General features: G+C 32.1%; 19 protein-coding genes and 1 pseudogene. 18 read left to right on the forward strand and 2 right to left on the reverse strand.

What is annotated here, in order from left to right; all coding sequences use genetic code 11:
- Positions 1-12: 12 nt before the first annotated feature.
- The 9 genes and pseudogenes from NST64_RS03540 (at position 13) to NST64_RS03580 (ending at position 11,846) form a co-directional block, all read left to right on the forward strand.
- The gene (locus tag NST64_RS03540; protein ID WP_340731088.1) at positions 13-1,422 is read left to right on the forward strand and encodes a BppU family phage baseplate upper protein; all 1,410 of its coding nucleotides are present in this window, start codon (positions 13-15) and stop codon (positions 1,420-1,422) included.
- Positions 1,423-1,443: 21 nt separating this feature from the next.
- Positions 1,444-1,935 carry a phage holin family protein gene (locus tag NST64_RS03545; RefSeq protein WP_242289664.1) on the forward strand — a complete coding sequence of 164 codons (492 nt, stop codon included), beginning with the start codon at positions 1,444-1,446 and terminating at the stop codon, positions 1,933-1,935.
- A 398-nt stretch (positions 1,936-2,333) separates the two neighbouring features.
- Positions 2,334-4,223: a glucosaminidase domain-containing protein gene (locus tag NST64_RS03550; protein WP_445785731.1), complete on the forward strand. Its 1,890-nt coding sequence runs from the start codon at positions 2,334-2,336 to the stop codon at positions 4,221-4,223.
- Positions 4,224-4,280: 57 nt separating this feature from the next.
- Entirely contained in the window at positions 4,281-6,764 is a 2,484-nt protein-coding gene (locus NST64_RS03555) for a BppU family phage baseplate upper protein (RefSeq protein ID WP_340731091.1), read from the forward strand.
- Positions 6,765-6,818: 54 nt separating this feature from the next.
- On the forward strand, positions 6,819-7,112 hold the full coding sequence (locus NST64_RS03560; RefSeq protein ID WP_071859722.1) for a phage holin: 294 nt from the start codon (positions 6,819-6,821) through the stop codon (positions 7,110-7,112).
- Between the two features lie 10 nt (positions 7,113-7,122).
- Complete coding sequence (locus tag NST64_RS03565) at positions 7,123-8,574, forward strand: N-acetylmuramoyl-L-alanine amidase (RefSeq protein ID WP_340731092.1); 1,452 nt, start codon at positions 7,123-7,125, stop codon at positions 8,572-8,574.
- A 663-nt stretch (positions 8,575-9,237) separates the two neighbouring features.
- A pseudogene (locus tag NST64_RS03570) lies at positions 9,238-10,122 on the forward strand (PTS lactose transporter subunit IIBC); the annotation flags it as partial.
- A 15-nt stretch (positions 10,123-10,137) separates the two neighbouring features.
- Complete coding sequence (gene lacG / locus NST64_RS03575) at positions 10,138-11,550, forward strand: 6-phospho-beta-galactosidase (RefSeq protein WP_029376784.1); 1,413 nt, start codon at positions 10,138-10,140, stop codon at positions 11,548-11,550.
- Positions 11,551-11,603: 53 nt separating this feature from the next.
- Complete coding sequence (locus tag NST64_RS03580) at positions 11,604-11,846, forward strand: alpha/beta hydrolase (RefSeq protein WP_256856133.1); 243 nt, start codon at positions 11,604-11,606, stop codon at positions 11,844-11,846.
- A gap of 278 nt (positions 11,847-12,124) precedes the next feature.
- On the opposite strand, the gene NST64_RS03585 is transcribed toward NST64_RS03580, so the two are convergent.
- A complete protein-coding gene (locus tag NST64_RS03585) occupies positions 12,125-13,126 on the reverse strand; it encodes an LLM class flavin-dependent oxidoreductase (protein ID WP_049417811.1) in 1,002 nt (333 codons plus the stop codon).
- Between the two features lie 139 nt (positions 13,127-13,265).
- On the opposite strand from NST64_RS03585, the gene NST64_RS03590 reads away from it, so the two are divergent.
- From NST64_RS03590 to NST64_RS03615, 6 genes are all read left to right on the forward strand, one after another.
- Positions 13,266-14,273, forward strand: coding sequence for an NADP-dependent oxidoreductase (locus NST64_RS03590; protein WP_002448412.1), 1,008 nt, complete (start codon positions 13,266-13,268; stop codon positions 14,271-14,273).
- Positions 14,274-14,305: 32 nt separating this feature from the next.
- The gene (locus NST64_RS03595; RefSeq protein WP_019835196.1) at positions 14,306-15,319 is read left to right on the forward strand and encodes a zinc-binding alcohol dehydrogenase family protein; all 1,014 of its coding nucleotides are present in this window, start codon (positions 14,306-14,308) and stop codon (positions 15,317-15,319) included.
- 163 nt (positions 15,320-15,482) lie between these two features.
- Positions 15,483-17,057: a BCCT family transporter gene (locus NST64_RS03600; protein WP_049417817.1), complete on the forward strand. Its 1,575-nt coding sequence runs from the start codon at positions 15,483-15,485 to the stop codon at positions 17,055-17,057.
- Between the two features lie 168 nt (positions 17,058-17,225).
- Complete coding sequence (gene amaP, locus NST64_RS03605; RefSeq protein WP_002448415.1) at positions 17,226-17,762, forward strand: alkaline shock response membrane anchor protein AmaP; 537 nt, start codon at positions 17,226-17,228, stop codon at positions 17,760-17,762.
- Positions 17,763-17,774: 12 nt separating this feature from the next.
- Positions 17,775-18,011, forward strand: coding sequence for a DUF2273 domain-containing protein (locus NST64_RS03610; RefSeq protein WP_002448488.1), 237 nt, complete (start codon positions 17,775-17,777; stop codon positions 18,009-18,011).
- Positions 18,012-18,089: 78 nt separating this feature from the next.
- The gene (locus NST64_RS03615) at positions 18,090-18,638 is read left to right on the forward strand and encodes an Asp23/Gls24 family envelope stress response protein (protein WP_002448598.1); all 549 of its coding nucleotides are present in this window, start codon (positions 18,090-18,092) and stop codon (positions 18,636-18,638) included.
- A 110-nt stretch (positions 18,639-18,748) separates the two neighbouring features.
- Here NST64_RS03615 and NST64_RS03620 read toward each other — a convergent pair whose 3' ends face one another.
- Entirely contained in the window at positions 18,749-20,692 is a 1,944-nt protein-coding gene (locus NST64_RS03620) for an IucA/IucC family protein (protein WP_077700602.1), read from the reverse strand.
- A 213-nt stretch (positions 20,693-20,905) separates the two neighbouring features.
- On the opposite strand from NST64_RS03620, the gene NST64_RS03625 reads away from it, so the two are divergent.
- The 3 genes from NST64_RS03625 (at position 20,906) to NST64_RS03635 (ending at position 24,921) form a co-directional block, all read left to right on the forward strand.
- Positions 20,906-22,663 (forward strand): IucA/IucC family protein, encoded by a 1,758-nt coding sequence (locus NST64_RS03625; protein WP_107632486.1) that lies wholly within the window; start codon positions 20,906-20,908, stop codon positions 22,661-22,663.
- Positions 22,664-23,725 (forward strand): alanine racemase, encoded by a 1,062-nt coding sequence (locus NST64_RS03630; protein ID WP_107632485.1) that lies wholly within the window; start codon positions 22,664-22,666, stop codon positions 23,723-23,725.
- A 197-nt stretch (positions 23,726-23,922) separates the two neighbouring features.
- Complete coding sequence (locus NST64_RS03635; RefSeq protein ID WP_107632484.1) at positions 23,923-24,921, forward strand: ABC transporter substrate-binding protein; 999 nt, start codon at positions 23,923-23,925, stop codon at positions 24,919-24,921.
- The last annotated feature ends 9 nt before the right edge of the window (positions 24,922-24,930 follow it).

The following is a 24,930-nucleotide window of genomic DNA, read 5'->3' on the forward strand; positions in this document are numbered from 1 at the left end:
GGAGGTTAAGATATGGGTTTAATGGATATGGATGGTATTTATAAAAACGCTCAATTAGTAGCGACTGACGAGCCTTACTTAAAATCACTAAGTGATGAACAATTAGTTTTTTATAATTTAGATGTCAATACAGCAGTGTTAACATTTCAAGTAAAAAAAGGTGAATATCCACTACAAATCAGCAATTTAAATAGTGATATTTATGTGTATTTAGAATCAGAAAACGGATCACATACAACTTTAGTTGAGACAGAATATATTGATTCTTTAAATGGAATAATCCGTTTTACAGTGGATAGTGCATTTTTAAGTTCATCTACTGATACATGGGTAAAAGGTCAAGTTTATGTTAAATCGATAGGCAGACCAGATACCATTGTTTTAAACGAGTTTAAATTTTATGTTAAAGATGCATTGATTAATAAAATTAGCGCAAATATTAAAATTCGTTATATTAGACAGATTGATGAATTGATTGAAGAAACCAAAAAGAAGGTTAGCACTCTTTTAATTGGTATAGATAAAATAGATAATGTACAAACTACTTTTGATGCGTTTGTCGGTCAACAAAAATCAGAATTAGAGAATACTATTAATAATTATAATAAGCAGTTAAAAGATTTAGCAGATTCAACACAAAGAACTGTAAGCGAACAACTTATTCAATTTAAGAACGATGCTGACAATATTAAAGAGAATCTGAAAGACGAAACATCTGGGGCAATCACAAAACCGGATTTAGATTCAACGCTTTCGAACTATGTGACTACAACTGATTTTAATAACGCCTTAGACAATAAAGCGGACAAAGGCGAAATTGCTCCTTCTAATTTACCCGATAATTTTAATGAATTAATCAATCAAGCAGTATCGAATAGAATTAGCGAATTAAATCAAAATAAACCATTATTTAATGATAATGGCGAGGTATATGAAATTAATAATCCAGACTTATCGACAATGGACTTTGTTGATACTTCTGGATATTTTTATGCGGTTGGTCCACTTCATACACCTGACGGGAATGACACAGAAGGTATGTTGCAAATCTTAGCTTATGGTAATTATACAAAGGTCATTTACTCACCTAACGAAAGTAACGAAATTTATCTACGTTCAAAATTAGATCAAGTAGGTAACAACTGGACCGATTGGCTCAACATTGGTAGTGAAGTAGAAATCGGTACTAATGATAGCTATTATGAGGAAAGTTATGAAGATGTAGATACAACTATTGACGAAAGTGATACAAACACTTCTGTGGAAGAAAACAATACAGATACTTCAATCGAAGAAAATACTGCAGATACTACTACTGAGGAAAGTGAAGTAAGTAATACAGTTAGTGAAAGTGATACAGAAACTACAAACGACACAAACAGTATAGATACTTCAACAGATGAGAGTACAGAGACAACATAAATGAAAGAAGGTGCTAAATAATTGGAAGATGTCAAAGTCAAAATTATTCAGTCAGAAGAATTTAAAACTTTCTTTTATGCTGGTGATTTAAAGTTGCTGTATGTGTTAATTCTATTGATGGTATTAGATATATTAACTGGGATAGCTAAAGCGATTAAAGATAGAAGATTATGGTCGAGAAAAGGACTGTTTGGATATGGAAGAAAAATACTTATTTTCGTCATAATCGTTGTTTCTAATGTGATTGATCAGATACTATCATTGAATGGTGGTTTAATTATGATTACCATTTTATTTTACATTGCAAATGAAGCTTTATCTGTAGTTGAAAATTGTGCAGCTATGGGCGTGTTAGTACCTAAACAATTAGCTGAACGGTTAGCAGTTATGAAAAACGAAGGAAATCAACCACCATCAATTACCACTGAAATAAAAGAAGAAATGACAACTAAATATAATAAAGAACTTGAAGATAACGAAACATCAGAAATTAATATCAAAGTTAAAAAGTAAGTCGGCACTTATGTGTCGGCTTTTTATTATGCAAAAAAGAAGGTGGATAAATGGCAATTTTACCTTCAAGTGGTAAACCGACAGCTTCACAAGTTGTAGCTTGGGCTAAATGGATGGCCGATAATCGTCGTGGCGTTGACATAGATGGTAGATATGGGTATCAGTGTTAATTCTAGCACCTTTAACGAGCAATCGTTATAGCAAACTCCTCTAATTCATGGAAAACCTAAACAAGTTAAGTTGTAGGCAATCATGAGCGAAGCCTAGCAATAGGAACGTGCAACGACTAGTCGAAAGACGTACACTTAAGCGAGTGGAAACGGGGAGCAACCTTACAGGTTGATGATATAGTCTGAACATTCATAGAAATATGAAGAAGGTAACAAGTAGCGAATGTTATCGTAACAAAATTGTGGGACTTACCTAACTACATCTTTGAAAGATATTGGGGATTTAGAACATGGGGTAATGCGAATGCTATGGCTAGACGCAGTAACTACCCAGATACTTCGTGGAAAATATATGCAAATACTCCTTCATTTGTTCCAAAACCCGGTGACGTGGCTGTTTGGACTTATGGTTGGGCTGGACATACTGCAATTGTAGTTGGTCCTAGTGATACTAACCGTTTTCGTTGTGTTGATCAGAACTGGTACGGAGCAAATCAATATAGAGGTTCAGTTGCTGCATATGTAAATCATGATTATAGCGGTAGAGGTGGTAATCTTTATTTCGTTAGACCACCATATAAATCAGAACCTAAACCAAAGCCAAAACCAAAGCCAACACCAACACCAACACCTAAACCTAGTACACCATCTAAAGACACTAGCACTACAACTAAACCAAGCACTCCAACAACTACGCCTACTGAAACAAAAACAGTAGTTAAAGATGTAAAGGAAATTAAATTTACTGTTGATGATATAGAAACAAACTATCCTACGTTTATTCCACACAGAATAGCACAAGGTAGGGATAGAGGTAGATCGCCTAAAAAAGTGTTAATACGTGACGCTGGGACAATGTGTAGTGTTCTTGATTTATATACAACGAGAAGAAAATACATCCGAGATGCAGAGTTACCTCATTACTATATTGATAGAAATTATATTTGGCAACCTAGATATGAACAAATAGAAGTGCCTAGCGCACCTGATTGCTTAGTTATCGAAGTTTGTGGCGACTACTCAGATAGTCAAAATGATTTTATTTTAAATGAAATACATGCAATGAATTATTTAATTGGTCGTATGAAGTTTCATAGCATTCCGATGAAACAATCATCTTTCATGATTGAAAGTGAATATTGGCGCACTATTTTAGAACATGGTGCTTGGAACACGGTAACTAAAGGTAAGCCAAATAAAAAAGTTGAAGATAAGACAATAGAGGCATTAATTAATCTATATCAAAACAGAGAAAAATTACTTAATGATATTCCATCTGATAAAGTGACAAAACGTAAGATTAAGGTCGAAGTGCCAAAGGATGATGAAACTACTTCAAGTAGTGATAATAAAACTTCTACAAATACATCAACGACTAAACCAAGTACAACAACATCTACTACCAAAACTAAAACGTCAGTTAAGAAAAAAGTTCCTACTGTTACAGTTGTTTATAGTAAATACACCTACAATAATGCACTAAATATTCAAATGGCTAAAGCGCCACAAGTTAACTATGGTAGTGGTTGGTATAACGCTAGTCGTAGTGCAACGTCAGCAGCTATGAATAACGCAACGATATGGAACAATAGTAAAATGCGTTATCAAATGCTTAATTTAGGTAAGTATCAAGGTATTCCGGTTAGTAAGTTAAATCAAATATTGAAAGGTAAAGGTTCATTATCTGGACAAGGGCAAGCCTTTTCAGATGGTTGTAAGAAATACAACATTAATGAGATTTATTTGATCGCTCATGCATTTTTAGAAAGTGGATATGGTACATCAAACTTTGCAAGTGGACGATACGGAATTTACAACTACTTTGGTATAAATGCGGTTGATTGGGCGCCAAAGAAAGCAATTGATTATGCAAGAGCAGAAGGTTGGACTACACCTTACAAAGGTATTGTTGGTGGTGCTAGGTTTGTTAGAAAAGGTTATATCGATAACGGACAACAAACACTTTATCGTATGCGTTGGAATCCGCAATCACCGGGAAATCATCAATATGCAACAGATATTAACTGGTGTAAGCATCAAGCGAACACCATTTATAATTTATATTCACAAATTGGAATGAAAGGTGAATACTTCATACGAGATAGATATAAATCATAATTTACAGGACTATGTGCTGACAGCATGTAGTCCTAATTTATTGAAAGAGGTGGCTCAATGGTAATTTATAAAAATAAAGATTTAGACGTGAATGTCAATGAACGAGGGGCTAACTTAGGTAATATAGATGTCACTGTTTATACAAAGGATAAAAACACAGCATCTATTAGAATGAAGCTATATAAAGAAGTTAAATATTTACATGAAACAATTTATGATCCGATAGATTTAAATAAAGCTAAAATGATTCCTAAAATAGATTTGGTGATGGGTGACGGTTCAATCTTTATAAAAGAGCCAGTAAATATTATTGATGCTCAAGTCGGACTTATTGAATTTGATATACCGCCTAATATTATCAAACACGTAGGTAAAGCAAATGCAAGTGTTTATATGGAAGATGAAAACGGGATAGATGGAGTTTATCTTTCCCACTTCTATTTTTATATAGATGATGGCGGTATGACTAATAGAATTGGCAAAGAGATCAATGCGGAAATTTTGGATAATATCATCAAAAAAATAATCAAAGACAACACAATAGATATTTTGGATGATAATTTTAGAGAAAAAGTGAGCCAAGCACTAAAAGATTACCTCGATAGTAATATTGATTATAGCGATGTAAGAGATGCTAAATTAGATTATCCAACATTAAAAGAACGTCTAGCAGTAGAAAAGGAACAAAATGACTTTAATGACTTGAAGATAAAAGAGAAATCGTTTTACGAGTTTTTGAAACAAAATGCAGTTTCATATGATGATAATACGGTCGTTATTAATAAAGATAGAGATATAGATTTCAATTTATCTCTTGGAGGTACTGATAAAATAAAATTAAATTTTGGTAAAAACCCGAATGACGATTTTATCAAATTTAGAACAGCAGATTATATCGGTGCAGATTCGCCTAAGGGAATTAGGAATGTAGATTTTAACTTTATGAAATCAATGGTTAAAGTAGGTGATGTCACAGGAAGTGGCGATAACTATTACGCTACTACTATTGGAACAAAACTAGAGTTTGATTTTACAGGAGTTTTACTTAAATTTAGATATTACACAGACAATCGTGGTGGCGTTTGGAAAATAAAAGTAGATAACAAAGATATTGGTAATTTCAGCACACATATAAATTCACAAAAACAGTCTAATTTACTGACTCCTAGCATTGCTGAAATAACAGTAATAAGCGGATTAGCTGATACAAAACATACAGTAGTTATGGAATTCATAGGACAAGACAATGCTAACCCGTATTCAACGCCTAGAGGTTGGCTCAGAATGTCTACTCAAACATCTAATCCAACGCAAACATACACTACTTTCACTACACGAACAGCTTCATCAAGTACAGGGAATAAATCAATTTCTAAAAAAGAAAATTATACCGATGACATGGTGTCAAATGGGAACTTATCGGGAACTGGCGATAACTATTATGCTACTACGACTGGGACAAAGGTAACATTTAAATTTACTGGTACATCTATCAAAATGAGATATTATACAGACAGTCGCGGGGGCATGTGGAAAGCGTCAATTGACGGTAATTTTGCCAACTATGTTAGTACGCATATAGACGCACAAGAAAAGACACAACTTATTGATTCAGCAGTAGGAGAAAAAACAATAGCAAGTAGTTTAGAGAATAAAGAGCATACATTAGTTTTAGAATTCGTAGGATCAGATACAGCACATTCTGTTGATAGTCCTCGTGGTTGGATTAGAAAGACAACAAGTACATCTAATCCTTATTCTTCTTTCGAAACATTTGTATACACGACTATTTCTGGTGCAACAGAGTTAGTAACTCAAAATTTATTGTGGGATAGTAATAAGGAATTTGCGTTCAATGTCACTTATGGGGGTACATCTGAATGGATACCAGAACATAACAATACAGGTACTTTAAAACTATCGAATAAAGGTGTCCAAAAATTACTTTTAGATAATATAGAAGTAAACACAAACTCACTTTCGGAAACCAAATTCAAAGAAGCAAAGTTGCTCCAAGATTTATATGGTGTGAATAGCGAAACAAATGAAGAAGTTTGTCGTTTGACTATCGTTGCAACAATTACGTCACTAGGCGTGAAATTCAATACTAAAGTTACATGGTTGAAAGAGCTAAACATTGGTAGTGGATATGTAAATATGTTTACAATTAATCCTAATTTTGCCGATAAGTTAGTAACTTCATATTATTCTAAGTATTCACTAGCTCAATTCGATAATTCATATGAATATTTACAGGAAAGCGCACCTTATTCATATGCAGCTCTTTCAAGTAAGTTCCCTAACACATATTTAACATGCGACAATATTAATGGTCATAAAACATTGCGTCTCGAACACTCAGATAGAGATGGTGATGAATATGGCAAAGGTTTATTCGCATTACAACATCGTAATTCAGATTTACAAAAATTATATCCAAAAGTTTATACAAATCATCAAACTACAATTGGAGAAGAATATACATTCGAAGGCTATTTCGGTTTCGGTAGATTACCAATGGTTAATGAATTATTAGGATAATTTTTAAGCTGACCTTTTTAGGTCGGCTTTTTATTTTGATAAGGAGTGTAAGAAATGGAAGTAAAAGTAATTGTAAGATATATCGTGTTAATTATGGCAATCGTCAATCAATTTTTAGCAAATAGAGGACTTAGTCCTATTCCAGTAGATGAAGAAACAATCAGTACAATTGTATTAGCTGGTATCGGTTTGTACACAGCATGGAAAGACAACCCAACAAGTAAAGAGGGACAATGGGCAAACAAAAAACTAAAAAAATACAAAGCTGAGAAAAAATATCGTCAAGCAACAGGACAAGCACCAACTAAAGAATATATCGAGCCATCAGATTTAGATGAGTTAGGGTAGGTGTTAGCGTATGTTAATGACAAGAAGACAAGCTGAGAAATGGTTAGATAACTCAGAAGGTAGACAATACAATGCAGATGGTTATTATGGTTTCCAATGTTACGATTACTCGAAAATGTATTTCTATGTTGTGACAGGCGAATGGATAGGTGGACTTAAAGCATCTAACATTCCTTTTGACAATAAAGCGAAGATTGAAAAGTACGCTACGATTATTAAAAACTACGATAGTTTCCTACCACAAAAAGGCGATATCGTTTGTTTCCCTGATAAATATGGTGGTGGATATGGACATACTGCAGTTGTAACTAGAGCCACACTCACACAGTTTGAGGTACTCGAACAAAATTGGTTTGGGAATGGTTGGACAGATGGTGTCGTTAAACCAGGATGGGGGCCTGAAACAGTGTCACGTCGTTGGCACTATTATGACAACCCTATGTACTTTATACGTTTCAACTTTCCTAAAAACGTTAACGTGGTTAAGAAAGCCAAACGAAAACTATCATCTAATAAAGCTAGTGGACAAATTAAACGTAAGAAAATTATGATTGTTGCTGGTCATGGTTATAATGATCCAGGTGCAGTTGGTAATGGCACAAATGAACGTGACTTTATTCGTAAGAATCTAACGCCTAAAATCGCTGACTATCTACGCAAAACAGGTCATGAAGTTGCATTATATGGTGGTAGTAGTCAATCACAAGATATGTATCAAGATACTGCCTATGGTGTCCGTGTAGGTAATAAGCGTGATTACGGTATGTACTGGGTAAATAAACAAAATTATGACCTTATCGTTGAATTCCACTTAGATGCAGCAGGTGCTAGTGCGCGTGGTGGCCATGTTATCATCTCAAGTGCGTTTAGTCCTGATGAAATAGATAAAGATTTACAAGAAGTGATAAAAAATAACTTAGGACAAATCAGAGGTATCACTAAACGAAGTGATTTACTCCATGCTAACGTATCAGCAGAAATCAACATGAATTATCGTCTAGCAGAGTTAGGTTTCATCACTAATAAAGAAGATATGGACTGGATAAAGAAAAATAGCGACAAGTACGCTAAATTGATTGCTGGTGCTATTCATGGTTCTCCTATTGGTGGTGTCGTTGCTAGTAAGAAGAAATCATCTAGCAAGAAATTGAATGTACCTAAAACGATTCCTAGTGGATATAAACTAAATAATAAAGGTGTACCTTATAAGAAAGAAAAAGGTCGCTACACAGTAACAAAAATTAAAGGTAATAACGTTAGAACAACATATTCAGATAAAGCAGAAATCACAGGCACATTACCTAATGGAGAAGAAATTATCTATGATGGCGCTTTTGCAGTAAATGGCTATCGTTGGATCACTTATCTAAATGATGATTTAAAACGTCGCTATATTGCCACAGGTGAGATTGATAAAAATGGTAAGCGAATAAGTTCTTATGGAAAATTCAGTAAAGTATGATATAATTAGTAAACATTATCCTATTTATTTCACACGTTTTACGGGACAAGTTTAGTGCTTGTCCCTCTTTTTTTATGTTATAATAAGTATATGAAATGGTCATTCTTGAAATGACTCGGTCATTACTGGCACAGACTGTATAAAGTGCCTACATCACATTAACTGAGCATTCATATGTCGTCGCTGACGAGTGACAAGCACTGTGTCCCAAAATGGGGTAGGTTATTGTGATGTATTTACCTACTAGATGATACGCTCTCTAGTAGGCTTTTTTATGTTATAATCAAATAGAAATTGCGGTACACATCTGAGGAGTGTATCTGAGTATAACTGTTGCGACGGTTATCTATTAATTATGTTATAATAAATATGCAGATCATTTTAGAGTATCTTTGGCTGTTAGGCAGTTTAAGGGTATTCTTATAAAAGATACTGTATCTCTTAAAAAAAGCTACCTAACATGTCACTGGGTAGCTTTTTATGTTATACTAAAGATACCCAGTTTGTGATAATTAAAATAATTATCAGATTTATAAGAGGCAACACTATATTCTAACCACGTTCTTATGAGCGTGGCCTTTTTTTTATTTTAACCGCCTCGATTTTGATACGGTTATTCTAAAGTGGTCGAATTCGACCAGTTTTATACATAAAAATAGTGTTACAAGCACTACATTAGTCGTTCCATTTATGTTTATGTGGTTAACTAAATCAAAAAGAAATAAAGCAATTGGTAGAGCATCAGTTGTACCAACATTCTTTGGAGTAAATGAACCAATTTTATTTGGTGCACCACTCGTATTAAACCCAGTATTTTTCATACCATTTATTTTTGCACCAATAGCAAACGTATGGATCTTTAAATTCTTTGTTGATGTACTTAAAATGAATAGTTTTAGCATCTTCTTACCATGGACGACACCAGGGCCTCTTGGTATTGTGATGGGTACAGGATTTGCATTTTGGTCATTTGTGTTAGCAATTGTATTAATCGTAGTTGACGTTATGATTTATTATCCATTTTTAAAAGTATATGATGAACAAATTCTTGAAGAAGAACGAGGTAACAAAGAAGTAAATAATGAATTAAAAGAAAAAGTATCCGCAAACTTTGATACGAAAAAAGCAGATGCAATTTTAGCAACTGCTGGTGCAAATGAAGCGACAACAACTGAACCAGCACCTTCCGATGAGGAAGTATCGGCTAAAGAGTCATCAAATTCAATTAACGAACAAACTAACGTTTTAGTCTTATGTGCCGGTGGCGGTACAAGTGGATTACTTGCAAATGCGTTAAACAAAGCTGCTGAAGAATATCAGGTACCTGTAAAAGCGGCAGCTGGTGGTTATGGTGCACATATGGATATTATGAAAGACTATCAATTAATTATTTTAGCGCCTCAAGTTGCTTCTAACTATGAAGATATAAAACAAGATACAGATCGATTAGGTATTAAATTAGCAAAAACTCAAGGTGTTGAATACATTAACTTAACTCGTGATGGCAAAGCAGCATTAGACTTCGTTCAACAACAATTTGAAAAATAATTAGGAGATGAAAGTATAATGAAAAAATTACCAGAAGATTTTATTTTCGGTGGTGCAACAGCAGCTTATCAAGCAGAAGGTGCGACTCAAACTGACGGAAAAGGTCGTGTAGCCTGGGACACTTATCTAGAAGAAAATTATTGGTATACAGCTGAACCTGCAAGTGACTTTTATCATAAATATCCAGTTGATTTAGAATTAAGTGAGAAATTTGGTGTTAATGGTATCCGTATATCTATCGCATGGTCAAGAATTTTTCCAACAGGTTATGGAGAAGTTAATCAAAAAGGTGTAGAATTCTATCACAAATTATTTAAAGAATGTCATAAACGTCACGTTGAACCGTTTGTTACATTACATCATTTTGATACCCCAGAAACACTTCACAGTGATGGAGATTTCTTAAACCGTAAAACGATTGATTATTTTGTAGACTATGCAAAATTCTGCTTTGAAGAATTTACTGAAGTCAACTATTGGACTACTTTTAATGAAATTGGTCCTATTGGTGATGGCCAGTATTTAGTAGGTAAATTCCCACCAGGTATTAAATATGATTTTGCAAAAGTATTCCAATCTCATCATAATATGATGGTCGCACATGCGAAAGCGGTTAAATTATTTAAAGACAATGGATATAATGGGGAAATTGGAGTCGTTCATGCATTACCAACTAAGTATCCATACGATCCTTCAAATCCGGAAGATGTAAGAGCAGCAGAACTTGAAGATATTATTCATAACAAATTTATCTTAGATGCAACGTATTTAGGAAAATATTCTCGTGAAACTATGGAAGGTGTACAACATATTCTTTCTGTCAATGGCGGTAAATTAGATATTACCGATGAAGACTATGCTACATTAGATGCTGCAAAAGATTTAAATGACTTCCTAGGTATCAATTACTATATGAGTGATTGGATGAGAGGATATGAAGGAGAATCAGAAATTACACACAATGCTACTGGAGATAAAGGTGGCTCTAAGTATCAACTTAAAGGTGTAGGACAACGTGAATTTGACATAGATGTTCCTCGTACTGATTGGGATTGGATGATTTATCCACAAGGTCTTTATGATCAAATTATGCGTGTTATAAAAGATTATCCTAACTATCATAAAATTTATGTTACTGAAAATGGGCTTGGGTATAAAGATGAATTCGACGAAGAACGTAAGACAGTTGATGATGATGCACGTATCGACTATGTTAAAAAACATCTTGAAGTCATTGCTGATGCGATACGTGATGGTGCCAATGTAAAGGGCTATTTCTTATGGTCACTTATGGATGTGTTCTCATGGTCTAATGGTTATGAAAAACGTTATGGTCTATTCTACGTTGATTTTGACACACAAGAACGTTATCCGAAAAAAAGTGCATATTGGTATAAAGCATTAGCTGAATCTAAAGAAATTAAGTAATTTTATAAATTTGACAGGACAGAAATGAAATTTTCTGTCCTGTTTCTTATTTTATTGAGGTACTAGTATTAAAAAATAAGGAGTATAATTTTGTCGCACATTCTATGGGGAATTTATCTTTCACGTATTTTATGAAAAGTGATGGTAATCATCCACCATTTCCGACACTAAATAAAAAAGAAGTCAATATGGCTAGAACATATAATGGCGTTCTTAATTTAAATGAAAAGGTGAATGAAATTCAAGTTGATCAAAATGGCAAACCAAACAAAATGAGTGAAGATGATAAAAAGTGACTTGGATTAAAAAATATTTATAAAGGTAAACAAATAGAAGATTTAAACATTTATGAAGATAATTAAAATGGTATGCATTTTGACGTTAAAGTATCTAATAGCTCGTCTCGGCCATTAAAATCTTTGTTAGAAGCAAGTCCAAAAACGTATAAAAATTCTTAATATATAGAATCAACGACTCAACATAGCCAACTTCATGAAAATAAAGATATTGCAAATGAAAACATTAAAGTTTATGAAACAAATAAAAATTAGGAGCGTTCATAATACTGACTCTCCTAATTATCTAGACAAGCATGAGCTATAAGTTCAATTAATTTAGTACGATGAGTATGTCCGTATACATTAGGAAGAATCATGATTTCATCGACTTCAAATTCGTTTTGTAATTGTATTAACTGCTGAGCTACTTCATGTGGTAAGCCACTAATCATTCGACGTTTATTTTTTTCTATTTTTTCTTGATCTCTTTCAGAATAATGGCGTTGTTGTGCTGTTTCAATAGAAGGATATACTTTAGGTTGTTTAAGATAGTTAATACGTATTAACCACAAATTTAATGCATCTAATAATTGTTTAATCGTTAATTCATTTTCTGCCGTAACGACAAAAGTAGCTAAAATAATATAGGGTGAATGCGAATGACCATGATACTCTGTAAAACGCGATTTATAATGTCGAAAGACATGTGTTAAATTTGCGTTCGATTGACCCATATGAGCAATCACAAAAGGTAAGCCTTTTTTTGCGGCAAGCTCAGCACTTTGTTCACTCATTCCTAAAATAAACATCTCAGGTGAATGCTCTGTGTATGGAGTGGCTTCTAAAGTTTTGAAACGATGTGAATGAATAGTGTCATTCGTAAAGTATTTGTTCAAATCATCTACTTGTTGAGATAGTTTGGGTTTTTGAGTTTTAAATTCATTTAGCGCTTCGTTTACATTTTTGAAGCTAGGAGATCGCCCAATTCCTATATCAATTCGGCCAGGATGTTTGACTTCCATAATTTTAAATTGTTCTGCAACTTTGTAAGCACTATAATGGGGGAGCATAACACCGCCACTTCCAATATGAATAGAGTGTGTATGTTCAAGTAACATAGCCATTACGATTTCAGGAGCGCTTGATACAACAGAAGGAACTTGATGATGTTCTGCTACCCAATAACGTGCATAACCAAGTTTCTCTGATAGTTGAGCAAGTTCAATTGAATGATTTAAAGCTTCTTGTGGTGTATCACCTTCAAAGAGTGGTACATAGTCTAAGATACTTAATTTCAAGTTTAAGACCTCACTTTGCTTGGTATAATAAAGTATTAAGTGTTATCATACTAGACATTATAAAGTGAAAGCAGTTGAATTGCGATAAAATTGTTTGTGATATGACACTGTTTTTGAATACTGAAAGGAGTCTTTTATAATGAATAATGAGCAAGTTTTATTAGCAAAATATCCTAAAGGTATGCCCCAAGATGATACATTTAAATATGAAAATATTGACATAGTTGATCCGAAAGAAAATGAAATTCAAATTGAATCTTTATATATATCTGTCGATCCATATATGCGTGGAAGAATGACTCAAGCCGATTCTTATGTGGAGCCTTTTAAAATTGGCGAACCTATTCAAAGTCACATTGTAGGCAAAATTATTAAATCAAATTCTGAAAAATTTAATGAAGATGACATTATTGTAGGTATGTTGCCATGGAAGCGTATTAATACAGTAAATGAAGAGAAAATAAGTAAAATATCTAATACAGATGTACCACTTTATTTATATTTAAGTACGTTAGGTATGACAGGTCAAACAGCTTATCATGGTTTATTAGAGATTGGTCAACCAAAAGAAGGCGACACTGTAGTAGTTTCAGCAGCTTCTGGTGCAGTAGGTGCTGTGGTTGGTCAAATTGCTAAAATCAAAGGTGCTAGAGTAGTAGGTATAGCTGGTGGAGATAAAAAAGTGAATTATCTAACAGAAGAATTGGGTTTTGATGCAGGTATTGATTATAAAAAGGATGATTTTGCAGAAGCATTAGCAAAAGCCGTACCGAATGGCGTAGATGTTTATTTTGAAAATGTAGGTGGCACAATAGCTGATGAAGTTATGAAACATCTCAATCGTCATGCACGTATTCCTGTTTGCGGTACGATTTCTAATTATAATAATACTGAACAAGAAAAAGGTCCACGTGTACAAAGCACATTAATTAAACATCAAGCACTAATGCGTGGTTTCTTGGTAGCAGAATTTGCCGATGACTTTGAACATGCAAGTAAAGAACTGGCAACGTGGATACAAGAAGGAAAAATTAAAACAAAAGTATCTATAGAAGAAGGATTTGAATATTTACCAAAAGCGTTCAGAAACTTATTTACAGGTGAAAACTTTGGCAAACAGATTGTTAAAGTGTCAGAGAATGTATAATTTAAAATTCAGTAAAAGGTAGGTATATACTTATGAAAGCTATAGGATTTAAACAACCATTTAAATTAGAAGAAGGAAATGTATTTGAACCATTTGAATTAGATATGCCCCAGCCATCTTCTAGAGAGTTGCTTGTTAAAATACAAAGTATAAGTGTAAATCCGGTTGATACAAAACAACGCCTTACTGAAGTTAAAAATTCTCCGAGAATTTTAGGTTTTGATGCAGTAGGGACGGTTCAAAAAACTGGAACAGAGGTTACAATGTTTAAGGAAGGCGATATTGTATTTTATTCTGGTGCGCCTAATCAACATGGTTCAAATCAGGAATATCAACTTATTGATGAACGATTAGTCGCAAAAGCACCTAAAAATCTTTCGGCAGAACAAGCTGCTAGTCTTCCGTTAACTGGTATTACAGCGTCAGAAACTTTATTTGATGTGTTTAAAATTTCAGAGAATCCAAATCAAAATAAAGGGAAAACATTACTTATTATCAATGGCGCAGGTGGTGTTGGAAGCATTACGACTCAAATTGCTAAGGCATATGGTCTAAAAGTCATTACAACTGCGTCACGTCAAGAAACAATCGATTGGTCAAAAAAGATGGGTGCAGATATCGTACTCAATCATAAAGAAGATTTAAAATCTCAATTAGAACAACAGCACATTGAAGCGGTAGATTTCGTATTTTGCACGTTTGATACAGACATGTATTATGAAACAATGATAGATATAGTGAAACCAAGAGGACATGTTGCTACGATTGTAGCTTTTAAAGGATCACAAGATTTAAATTTATTAAAAACAAAAAGTGTTTCCTTTACACATGAATTTATGTTTACAAGACCTATTTTTCAAACAGAAGACATGATTAAACATCATTATTATTTAGAGGATATTGCTAAAAAAATTGAGAATGGTACGTATCAAAATACAACGACAAAAGTCATCAATGGCTTAACAGCAGAACATTTATATGAAGCACATCAAATATTAGAATCCAATTCCATGATAGGAAAACTTGTTATAAATGTAGAAGAATAGAGAATGATTTAACACCTCTTAGTGTCTATAAATAAGACATTAAGAGGCGTTTTTATTATTTTATAATATATCAATTTGATTAATTATAAAAATTCCAATATATCGTTAGATATAACATGAATAGGGTATAGTATTTCTAACTATCAGAAAGGAGAATAATATAATGCGAAAAAAATCTATAAGCATTGTATTTTGGATTGCATTAGCTATCTGTACATTATTTGTAGTGTATGGAGCGATATTACCTAAGCAATTAGAAGCAATCACGCAAAATATTACATCGTTTATTGCAGTTAATTTTTCTTGGTATTATCTTTTACTAGTTTTAATTATATTTTTTATTTGCGTATACTTATTATTTTCAAGATATGCATCCATTACGTTAGGTGTGGAAGGAGAAGAGCCAGAATTTTCATTACTTTCTTGGTTTGCTATGTTGTTCAGTGCAGGAATGGGAATAGGATTAGTGTTTTGGACTACAGCTGAGCCAGTTAGTCATGCCTATAAAGCAACGCCTATACATAAAATTGGTACACAAGCAGCAATTAATGATGCGTTCCAGTTTGCTTTCTTCCATTGGGGAATTCATGCGTGGGCAGTGTATAGCATTGTTGCATTAGTTTTTGCTTATTTTAATTTTCATAAAGGGTATCCAGGTTTAGTAAGCGCAACGCTTGTTCCAATTTTTGGAGAAAAAAGAATGAGAGGACCAATCGGAAGTGCTATAGATGTTTTAGCTGTTATTGCAACGGTTACAGGTGTAGCAGCTACCTTAGGTTTTGGTGCTTTACAAATTAATGAAGGTCTTCACTACTTGTTTAAAGTACCGAGTCATTTCGGCACACAAGTCATCATTATTATTATTGCAACTATTTTATTTAGTTGGTCTGCATGGTCCGGAATTGATAAGGGAATAAAAACTTTAAGTAATATTAATATGATTTTAGCTTTTATTGTATTAATAGGATTATTTCTAGTAGGACCTACTTTATATATTTTAAATACATTTACTAACGGATTAGGAAATTATATTTTTAATTTCTTTAGTATGAGTTTGCGTATTCCAATGGATGGTGGCGCAAAATTTCAATGGGTACAAAATTGGACTATATTTTACTGGGCATGGTGGGTGTCTTGGGCACCATTTGTAGGAATATTCATTGCACGTGTATCACGTGGTAGAACAATTAAAGAATTTATTTTAGGAGTGTTATTTGCTCCAGCTCTTGTATCTTTCTTTTTCTTTGCAGTGTTCGGAGGAGCAGCAGTGTATCTTCAGCATAGTGGAATTGCTAATATTGCTAAAGAAGCAGCAGAAACTGCAACATTTGCCACTTTAGAGCATTTTCCATTGGGATTTGTATTAAGTATTGTTACTTTAATCGTTGTTATGATTTTCTTTGTAACTTCTGCAGATTCGGCTACTTATGTACTTGGAATGTTAAGTAGTAAAGGAGATATTAATCCTAACTCTTTCGTTAAAGTAAGTTGGGGTATTATTATGGCCTTATTTGCGATGATAATGATTTACACCGGAGGAACACAAGCAATTCAGAACTTATTAATTATTGCAGCACTCCCATTTTCCATAGTTATTATTCTTATGATATGGTCTTTATTTAAAACGTTGAGTTCAGATCATCCGCGGGTATCAAAGAAAGATGTTTTAATGAAAAAAGATAATTTACAATGCAAAAAAACAAATAATATAAAAAACGAAAATAATTATGAAAAATAGGTTTTTATTGTGTTAAATTTGGGAATATTTAATCTAGAAGGTAAACTTTAATAAATTTTAAAAAATTAAATAAAAAATTTTAATGTTAACGTTTTAAAAAATTTTTAAAGGGTACTTAAATTTTATAATTAAATAATTTCAACAATGACTAAGGAGGTGTGTTTAGAGGTGCATAGATTTAAAAACTTTATCCTTGGCCTATTAATAGTTGCGATTGTTGGTTTCTTATTGTTTATGTACATAGATGATAGTCGTATTAAGCGTTATCAAGACTATTTCTTACAATTCAATTGGTTCCAACCATTATTAATTGGTTTATCTGCTTTACTCGTATTAATTGGTATTATATTGGTATTTAGCATCTTTAAACCAACATATAGAAAACCAGGTCTTTATAAAGACTATAATGATGGACATATTTATGTATCACGTAAAGCAGTCGAAAAGTCTGCATACGATACATTAACTAAATACGATGAAATCAGACAACCAAACGTGGTTACTAAACTTTACAATAAGAAAAACAATTCTTACATTGACATTAAAGCTGATTTCTTAGTGCCTAATGATGTGCAAGTAAAATCATTAACTGAGAGCATTAGATCTGACATTAAACATAATGTTGAGCATTTTACTGAAATGCCTGTTAGAAAATTAGAAATTAATGTTAGAGATCAAAAATCTGCCGGACAACGCGTACTATAAGGGAGGGATAACATGGCTGATAATAATCAAAATAGTCAAGATTCTACTCAACAAATTATCGACTTCCTAAAGTCGTATAAATGGCGAATTATAGGTTTCTTTGCATTCTTAATTATTGCAATCTTATTCCTGACTTTAGGGTTCTGGAAAACAATTTTAATTATTGTTTTATGTTTAATCGGAATTGGCGTTGGGTATATGAAAGACCGTACACAAGATTTCATGAACTTCTTAAATCGATGGAGTTAACATTCATTATTTAAGAATTCATATAAATTAAAAAATTAAGTATTAAAAATTAAATTTTATTTAAAAAGGAGAATTCACATGGCTGTAGATAATAACAAAGCTAAACAAGCGTATAATAACCAAACTGGAGTAAATGAAAAAGAAAGAGAAGAACGTCAAGAACAAGCACAACAATACAGAGAAGAACGTCAAAATAATCAACAACATTTTGAAAATAAATTAACGTTCTCTGATGAAGTTATCGAAAAAATTGCTGGTATCGCTGCTCGTGAAGTAAGAGGTATCTTAGATATGAAAGGCGGATTCACTGACAGTATTTCTAGCGCATTCTCAAGCGGTAACAACGTAACACAAGGTGTTTCTGTTGAAGTTGGTGAAAAACAAGCGGCTGTAGACTTAAAAGTCATCTTAGAATACGGTGAATCAGCTCCAAAAATCTTCCGTAAAGTAACTGACTTAGTTAAAGAACAAGTTAAATACATTACTGGTTTAGATGTTGTTGAAGTTAACATGCAAGTTGACGACGTAATGACTAAAAAAGAATGGGCCCAAAAAAACCAAAAAAATAACAACAACAATAACAATAATAACAACAATAATAATTTCGAAAGATCAGATTTACAATAAGTTTATTGAAAAAAGACCTTGGAATGTTCCAAGGTCTTTTTATGGTTAATATCATTTTTTAACAAGAGACGGAATAACATTCAAATTGAATGTTATTCCGCTTCTTAATTTTAATGTAGTGGATTATTAACTTTAATATAAGTGTAATGATGTGCTTCATCTTCTAAACGCATAGTGGTTACACACTTATAATCAATTGTTGCAGCAAATAAAGTATGAGTAATCTTTTGCATACGTCCTGTATCAACGTCAGTCAACTTAGCTAATATATCTTGAATAATATGACTGATATGATGCCACATTATTTTTTCAAAATCCATATTTTCTACTTTTTCAGTAATTGTTAATATTAATTCAGCTAGATGATTTTGAACAGTTGAATAGAATACTTTATTAAAAACAGATGTAGTAGATTGAGTAAGAATTCTAGATTTCTTATGGAAATGTGATGTTTTATACCCCATTTGGTTTAATTGAGTTTCATCAATACGTAATCCTTCGAAATCTCGAATATAGATTTTACTTAAACTACCATCTTGATTAAATGTAGCAATAGAATTTTGTAAGTGTGCCTCTAGTGCGATTCCATATTTTACATATAGTGGAATAACTATTCCTAATAATTGAGTCGCATAATCTTGAATCCATGTATAAGCCGCTTTTTCAAATGTCTTAAATTGATGTGTATGTTGATATCGTTTTATTAAGCTTTCAATTGGCGGTTCAGTATTGTTTGGATAATAAGCAACCAGACTAGAAGGTATGACAGGTATTGTATCTTCTTCGATTAATGTATAAATATTTTCTCTAAATAATGTTCCCAGTTGTTCACTACGTTCAGTTTGGATTGTTGAATGATCTTTAGAATTATAAAAATGAATGCCAGCAATTTCATCTAATGTTTCTATGCGATAAGGTTGAAAATCAGGGTCGTTTTTTAAAATATCATTCACAATTTTAGTAACTAAAGGTCCATTATACGTTGTTTGTTCAGAAAGCGTCCGTATTTCTCCAGTAATATGAACATTTGTAGAAAGTTTAATGTGCGGAAATAGTTTAGGATATTTTGGCATTAATGTTCTGAATGACAAGCCAGCATAATAAGGTAAGGTCATATCAATAGGAATAATAAGTTGTTCATCTAGTTCTTGTTGATACTGACTAAGTAAAATATGCTCGAATTGCCAAGGATGGACCACCATTAAATGATAATCTTCAATTCTTATATCATTATATTTATTTAAAAGGTGAGTAAATAATTTATGAAAAGATTGGTGAAGTATATCATTATAGGTTGAAGATAAGGATTGAACATTCGCTATACTATTGTGTATGAATACACATTTTAATTGAATTTCTTGACCGTATTCTGAACTATAATGAAAATTCTCTTTACCGCTCATCCCTTTACGAAGCTTTGCGCCTGGATGAAGAGGATGACCTTCTATAACTGATTGTTCCGAACGTAAATAACTATCGCCACTTTTTGCAATCAATTCCCATAAGGATTCGTAGTTTGAATGCATATGTTTAGCTTGATAACTTAGTGCCAGAATCATATTAGCAGCACTATTATTTAAATCTTCTCTAAATTGTTCACTAGCAGCGTTATCAAGCTTTGGCGCTTCAGCTAAAATTAAATCTAGAATATCATTTGGATGTTGGATTCTTTCATATTCGTGATTACGATGTTTTAAGATATAAAAGGGGCCTTCCACATCTACCCGGTCGAAGGCATATCTACCTTTTATTTGACTGTAAATATCGATATTTGATTTTGGAAAATGAATACATAATACGTCTTTATCTTTAGAAAACATAGAGACGGTTAATTTGGTAGGTCTAATAATCTGACTATTATCTTTAGCGTGTATTAAGTTTTCACGATATAAAGATGTAATAAGACGTTGAGAAATTTTATCTCTACCTATTAAAATATATTGTTTAAAATGAACGATTAAATCAGGATAAAATTCATTTAAATATGTATAAACATCATATTCTTCATTAGTAAGTTGTAAGTTATGATTATTAATGGTTGTATTTTGATTCATATAACACCTCATCCACATTCTACAAAATTATAAATAGTTTGTATAATATCTAACTCTAAAATTAAACCTTTTTAAAAGATAGTTTAAATTTAAGACACAATATTTTAATAAATTCTAAGTTCATGTCATTGCTAGTACCCTTAATTAAATTTATAATTATTAAACTAGTTAAACTTAATTATGAAAACGAATGATAAGGCGGAGGATTTAAAAATGTTAAACGAGTGGAAGCATGCAGATAGAAATATGCAATATAGAGTGTTAAATGCTCTAATAAAGGAAAATATATGGACTCATTCAACTACCATTTTTAAAGAAAATCATTATATAACGATTGAGTTCGAACAAGTGCTTCTAAACATTCATTATAAATATGAAAGTGCATTATCTCGATATGAATTTGATGGGCCGATAATATATATGAATCATCAACATAAAGAATCAGTGGATAGTTTAGAAAAACTATTAGACATACTAGTAACAGACTTTCATATTGATATACCATTTCATTTAAAAAGTGAACTTATTCATAGCAGAGATAGTTTCATTGAAGTATATAAAGCATTCGATACACGTCATGAGTATCTTCAAAGACATGATAAGTATATAAATGCCTCAGAACGTTTAAATTTTTTTACTTGGCTAGAAAAGTTGAAAAAAGATAATGATATAGATGACGTACTATATTCTGAAAGCTTAATATTTGAAGGTCATCCTACACATCCACTTACTAAAACAAAATTACCTTTATCAATGGAAGAAGTGAGAACCTATTCGCCAGAATTTGAAAAGATTATTAATTTGAAAGTGATGCTAATACATAATGAGTATGTAACTGTTACAACCATTCTTGATCATTCTCAGTTCATTTTAAATGAGGTTATTCCTGAATATATTGACGAATTACATACATTCATGAATGATAGAGAACGTTTGCTTAAAGACTATAAAGTCATTTTAGTTCACCCATGGCAATATGAACATACTATTCGTAATAAATATAAGGAGTGGCTACAAGATTATATTTTGATATCTACTCCATTTCAGGTTCCATCTAAAGCAACATCTTCTTTTAGAACAATGTCGCTAATCAATCATCCTTATCATGTGAAATTACCAGTCAATGTTCAAGCTACTAGTGCAGTTAGAACAGTGTCCCCAGAAACAACAATTGATGGACCCAAATTAAGTCAAGCATTACATCGTGAATTAAATCAGTATACACAATTAGATGTTGCACTTGAGCCCTATGGTTTATTTGCTAAAACAGACAGTGACGATGCTAGACAACTTGCTTGTATTATTCGTGAAAAACCTTTTACAAAAGATGATGGTATTTTATTAGTTACAGGTGCATTAGTAAATAAAAATGTAGTAGATAATGAAATCACAGTAGATAGTTACCTTAAATGGATTAATGATGATATCAATCAACATACCATTCATCAGTTTATGCGAAATTATACTCGTCAGCTGGTAACACCTTTATTAGCTTTAATACAAGATTATGGTATAGCTTTAGAAGCACATATGCAAAATACACTAGTGCATTTAGGACCAAAGTATCAAATACAATTTATAGTGCGAGATCTCGGTGGCTCTCGAATAGATATTAAAACCCTAAGTCAAAGATTAAAGCATATAGAAGTGGAAAATAAAAGTTTACTTGCAGACTCAATTGAAGAAGTCATTATGAAATTTCAACACGCAGTCGTTCAAAATCAACTAGCAGAATTAATTTTTCATTTTAAAAAGTATGAATTTATAAAAGAAGAAGAACTTTTTAATATAATTCAAGAAGAAATAGAAGTAGCAATTAATGATACTAAGCCTCATGCAGATACATTAAGAAAAGTTTTATTTGGACCTACAATTACAGTAAAAGCATTGTTGAAAATGAGAATGAAAAAGAAAGTGAAAAAATATCTGAATATTAGTTTAGATAATCCAATAAAAAGAGAGGTGAATTAAGTGTCTCGTATTGTAATCAATTTATCAAAGATTGAATATAATGCACATGTATTAAAAATGTTGTTTGACAGCAAAAATATAGCCATGATACCTGTGATAAAAAGTATTGCTGGAGATGAACATATCATTAAACGATTAATGAAAGTAGGATTTAACTACTTTGCAGAATCTCGACTAGAAAATATTCCTCAGCAATTTACAAAAGATTGTCAATTTTTACTTTTGAGATCTCCTTTAAAGCATCAGTATGAAGATTTGATTAAAAAGAGTTACGTAAGTATTCAAACAGAAATGGCAACAATACATCAGTTAAATCATATTGCAAATGAAATGAGTAATCAACATCAAGTTATATTGATGGTCGATTGGAAAGATCAACGTGAAGGTGTATTACCTTATGATATAGTTGAATATATTCATGAAATAAAACGAATGAATAATATAAAACTTTTAGGTCTTGCATTTAATTTCATGTGTTTTAAGTCTAAAGCTCCAACATTAAATGATATCGACGAAATAAATCAATTTGTTCATCATGTACAATACGAAACAGGAGTATCATTTGAAGTTATTTCTGGAGGTAACTCAAGTATGCTTCCATTATTAAAACAATATGATTTAGGATGTATTAATGAGTTGAGAATAGGAGAAACATTATTTCGTGGTGTGGATACAACTACTAATCAAAATATACCCGAGTTATTTCAAAATGCAATATTACTTGAAGCGGAAATTATTGAAATTAAACCTAGGTATACGAAGACAAAAGAAAGTTACTTACAAGCTATTGTAGATGTGGGATATATTGATACTGTGATTGAAAAAATAAAACCACTCAATCATCGAATAGAAATTATGGGTGCTTCAAGTGATCATTTAATGATAGATTTAAAAGAAGAAATTAACTATAAAGTAGGAGATTGCATACCATTTTCATTAGAATACGAAGCGCTATCACAACTAATGTATCATCAGAGAATGGAAAAATATTATAGTGAAGAACATACTATTTCTCAACGTATTAACAATTTGAATCAATCAAAATATATCAACAACAAATAACGCATTATATAGAATCTGAGACATCAATAGTGTCTCAGATTTCTTTATGCGTTGGCGTTGGCAGTCAACGTTTTCGTGATGGGCCAACGAATTCAAAATAAATTCTGTGCCAATCTTTATTTTTATATTTTATTGACAATGATAATCGTTATCAATAAAATGAAGATATACCTCAATACATATTAAGGAGTGTCATCATGAAAAGAACAACAATTTTTGGAATTATTTCAATATTACTGATTTTAGTATTAACAACTGCATGTGGAAAGGTAAGTAACAATGGTTCAAATTCATCTAATCAAATTTCGTCATCTAAAGATATTATTGAGATTAAACATGATTTAGGAACAACTAAAGTACCTAAAGATGCTAAGAGAGTAGTAGCTTTAGAATTTTCATTTGTTGATGCATTAGTAGCTTTGGATGTTAAGCCTGTAGGAATAGCAGACGATAATAAAAAGAATAGAATGATTAAACCGTTAAGAGATAAAATTGGAAATTATACATCTGTTGGTACGCGTAAACAACCAAATTTAGAAGAAATAAGTAAATTAAAACCTGATTTAATTATTGCTGACAGTAATCGACATAAAGGAATTTATAAGGAATTAAGTAAAATTGCTCCAACAATAGAATTAAAAAGCTTCGACGGCGACTATAATGAAAATATCGGAGCGTTTAAAGTTATAGCTAAATCTCTTAATAAAGAGAAACAGGGTAAAAAACGTTTAGACGAACATAAGAAAAAAATAGCTCAATATAAACAAGAGATTCAATTTGATAAAAATGAAAAAGTACTTCCAGCTGTAGCTTCTAAGTCTGGGTTACTAGCGCATCCAAGTGAATCTTATGTGGGACAGTTATTAGGTGAATTAGGTTTTAAAGAAGCATTAAATAAAGATGTGACGAAAGGATTAAGTAAATATTTACAAGGACCTTATTTACAACTCAATTCAGAAACATTATCTGAAATCAATCCAGAACGCATGTTTATTATGACAAATGGTGCAAGTTCTAATGAACCTTCTTATCAAGAATTGAAAAAAGATCCTATTTGGAACAAACTTGATGCAGTTAAAAATCATAAAATAGATGTGGTTGATCGTGATACATGGGCCCGCGCACGTGGTTTAATCTCTTCAGAAGAAATGGCTAAAGAAATCGTAGAAATCTCAAAAAAAGATAGAAATAAATAGGATGGATTG

It is taken from the genome of Staphylococcus sp. FSL W8-1268 (genome assembly GCF_038003965.1).
Lineage (GTDB): Bacteria > Bacillota > Bacilli > Staphylococcales > Staphylococcaceae > Staphylococcus > Staphylococcus hominis.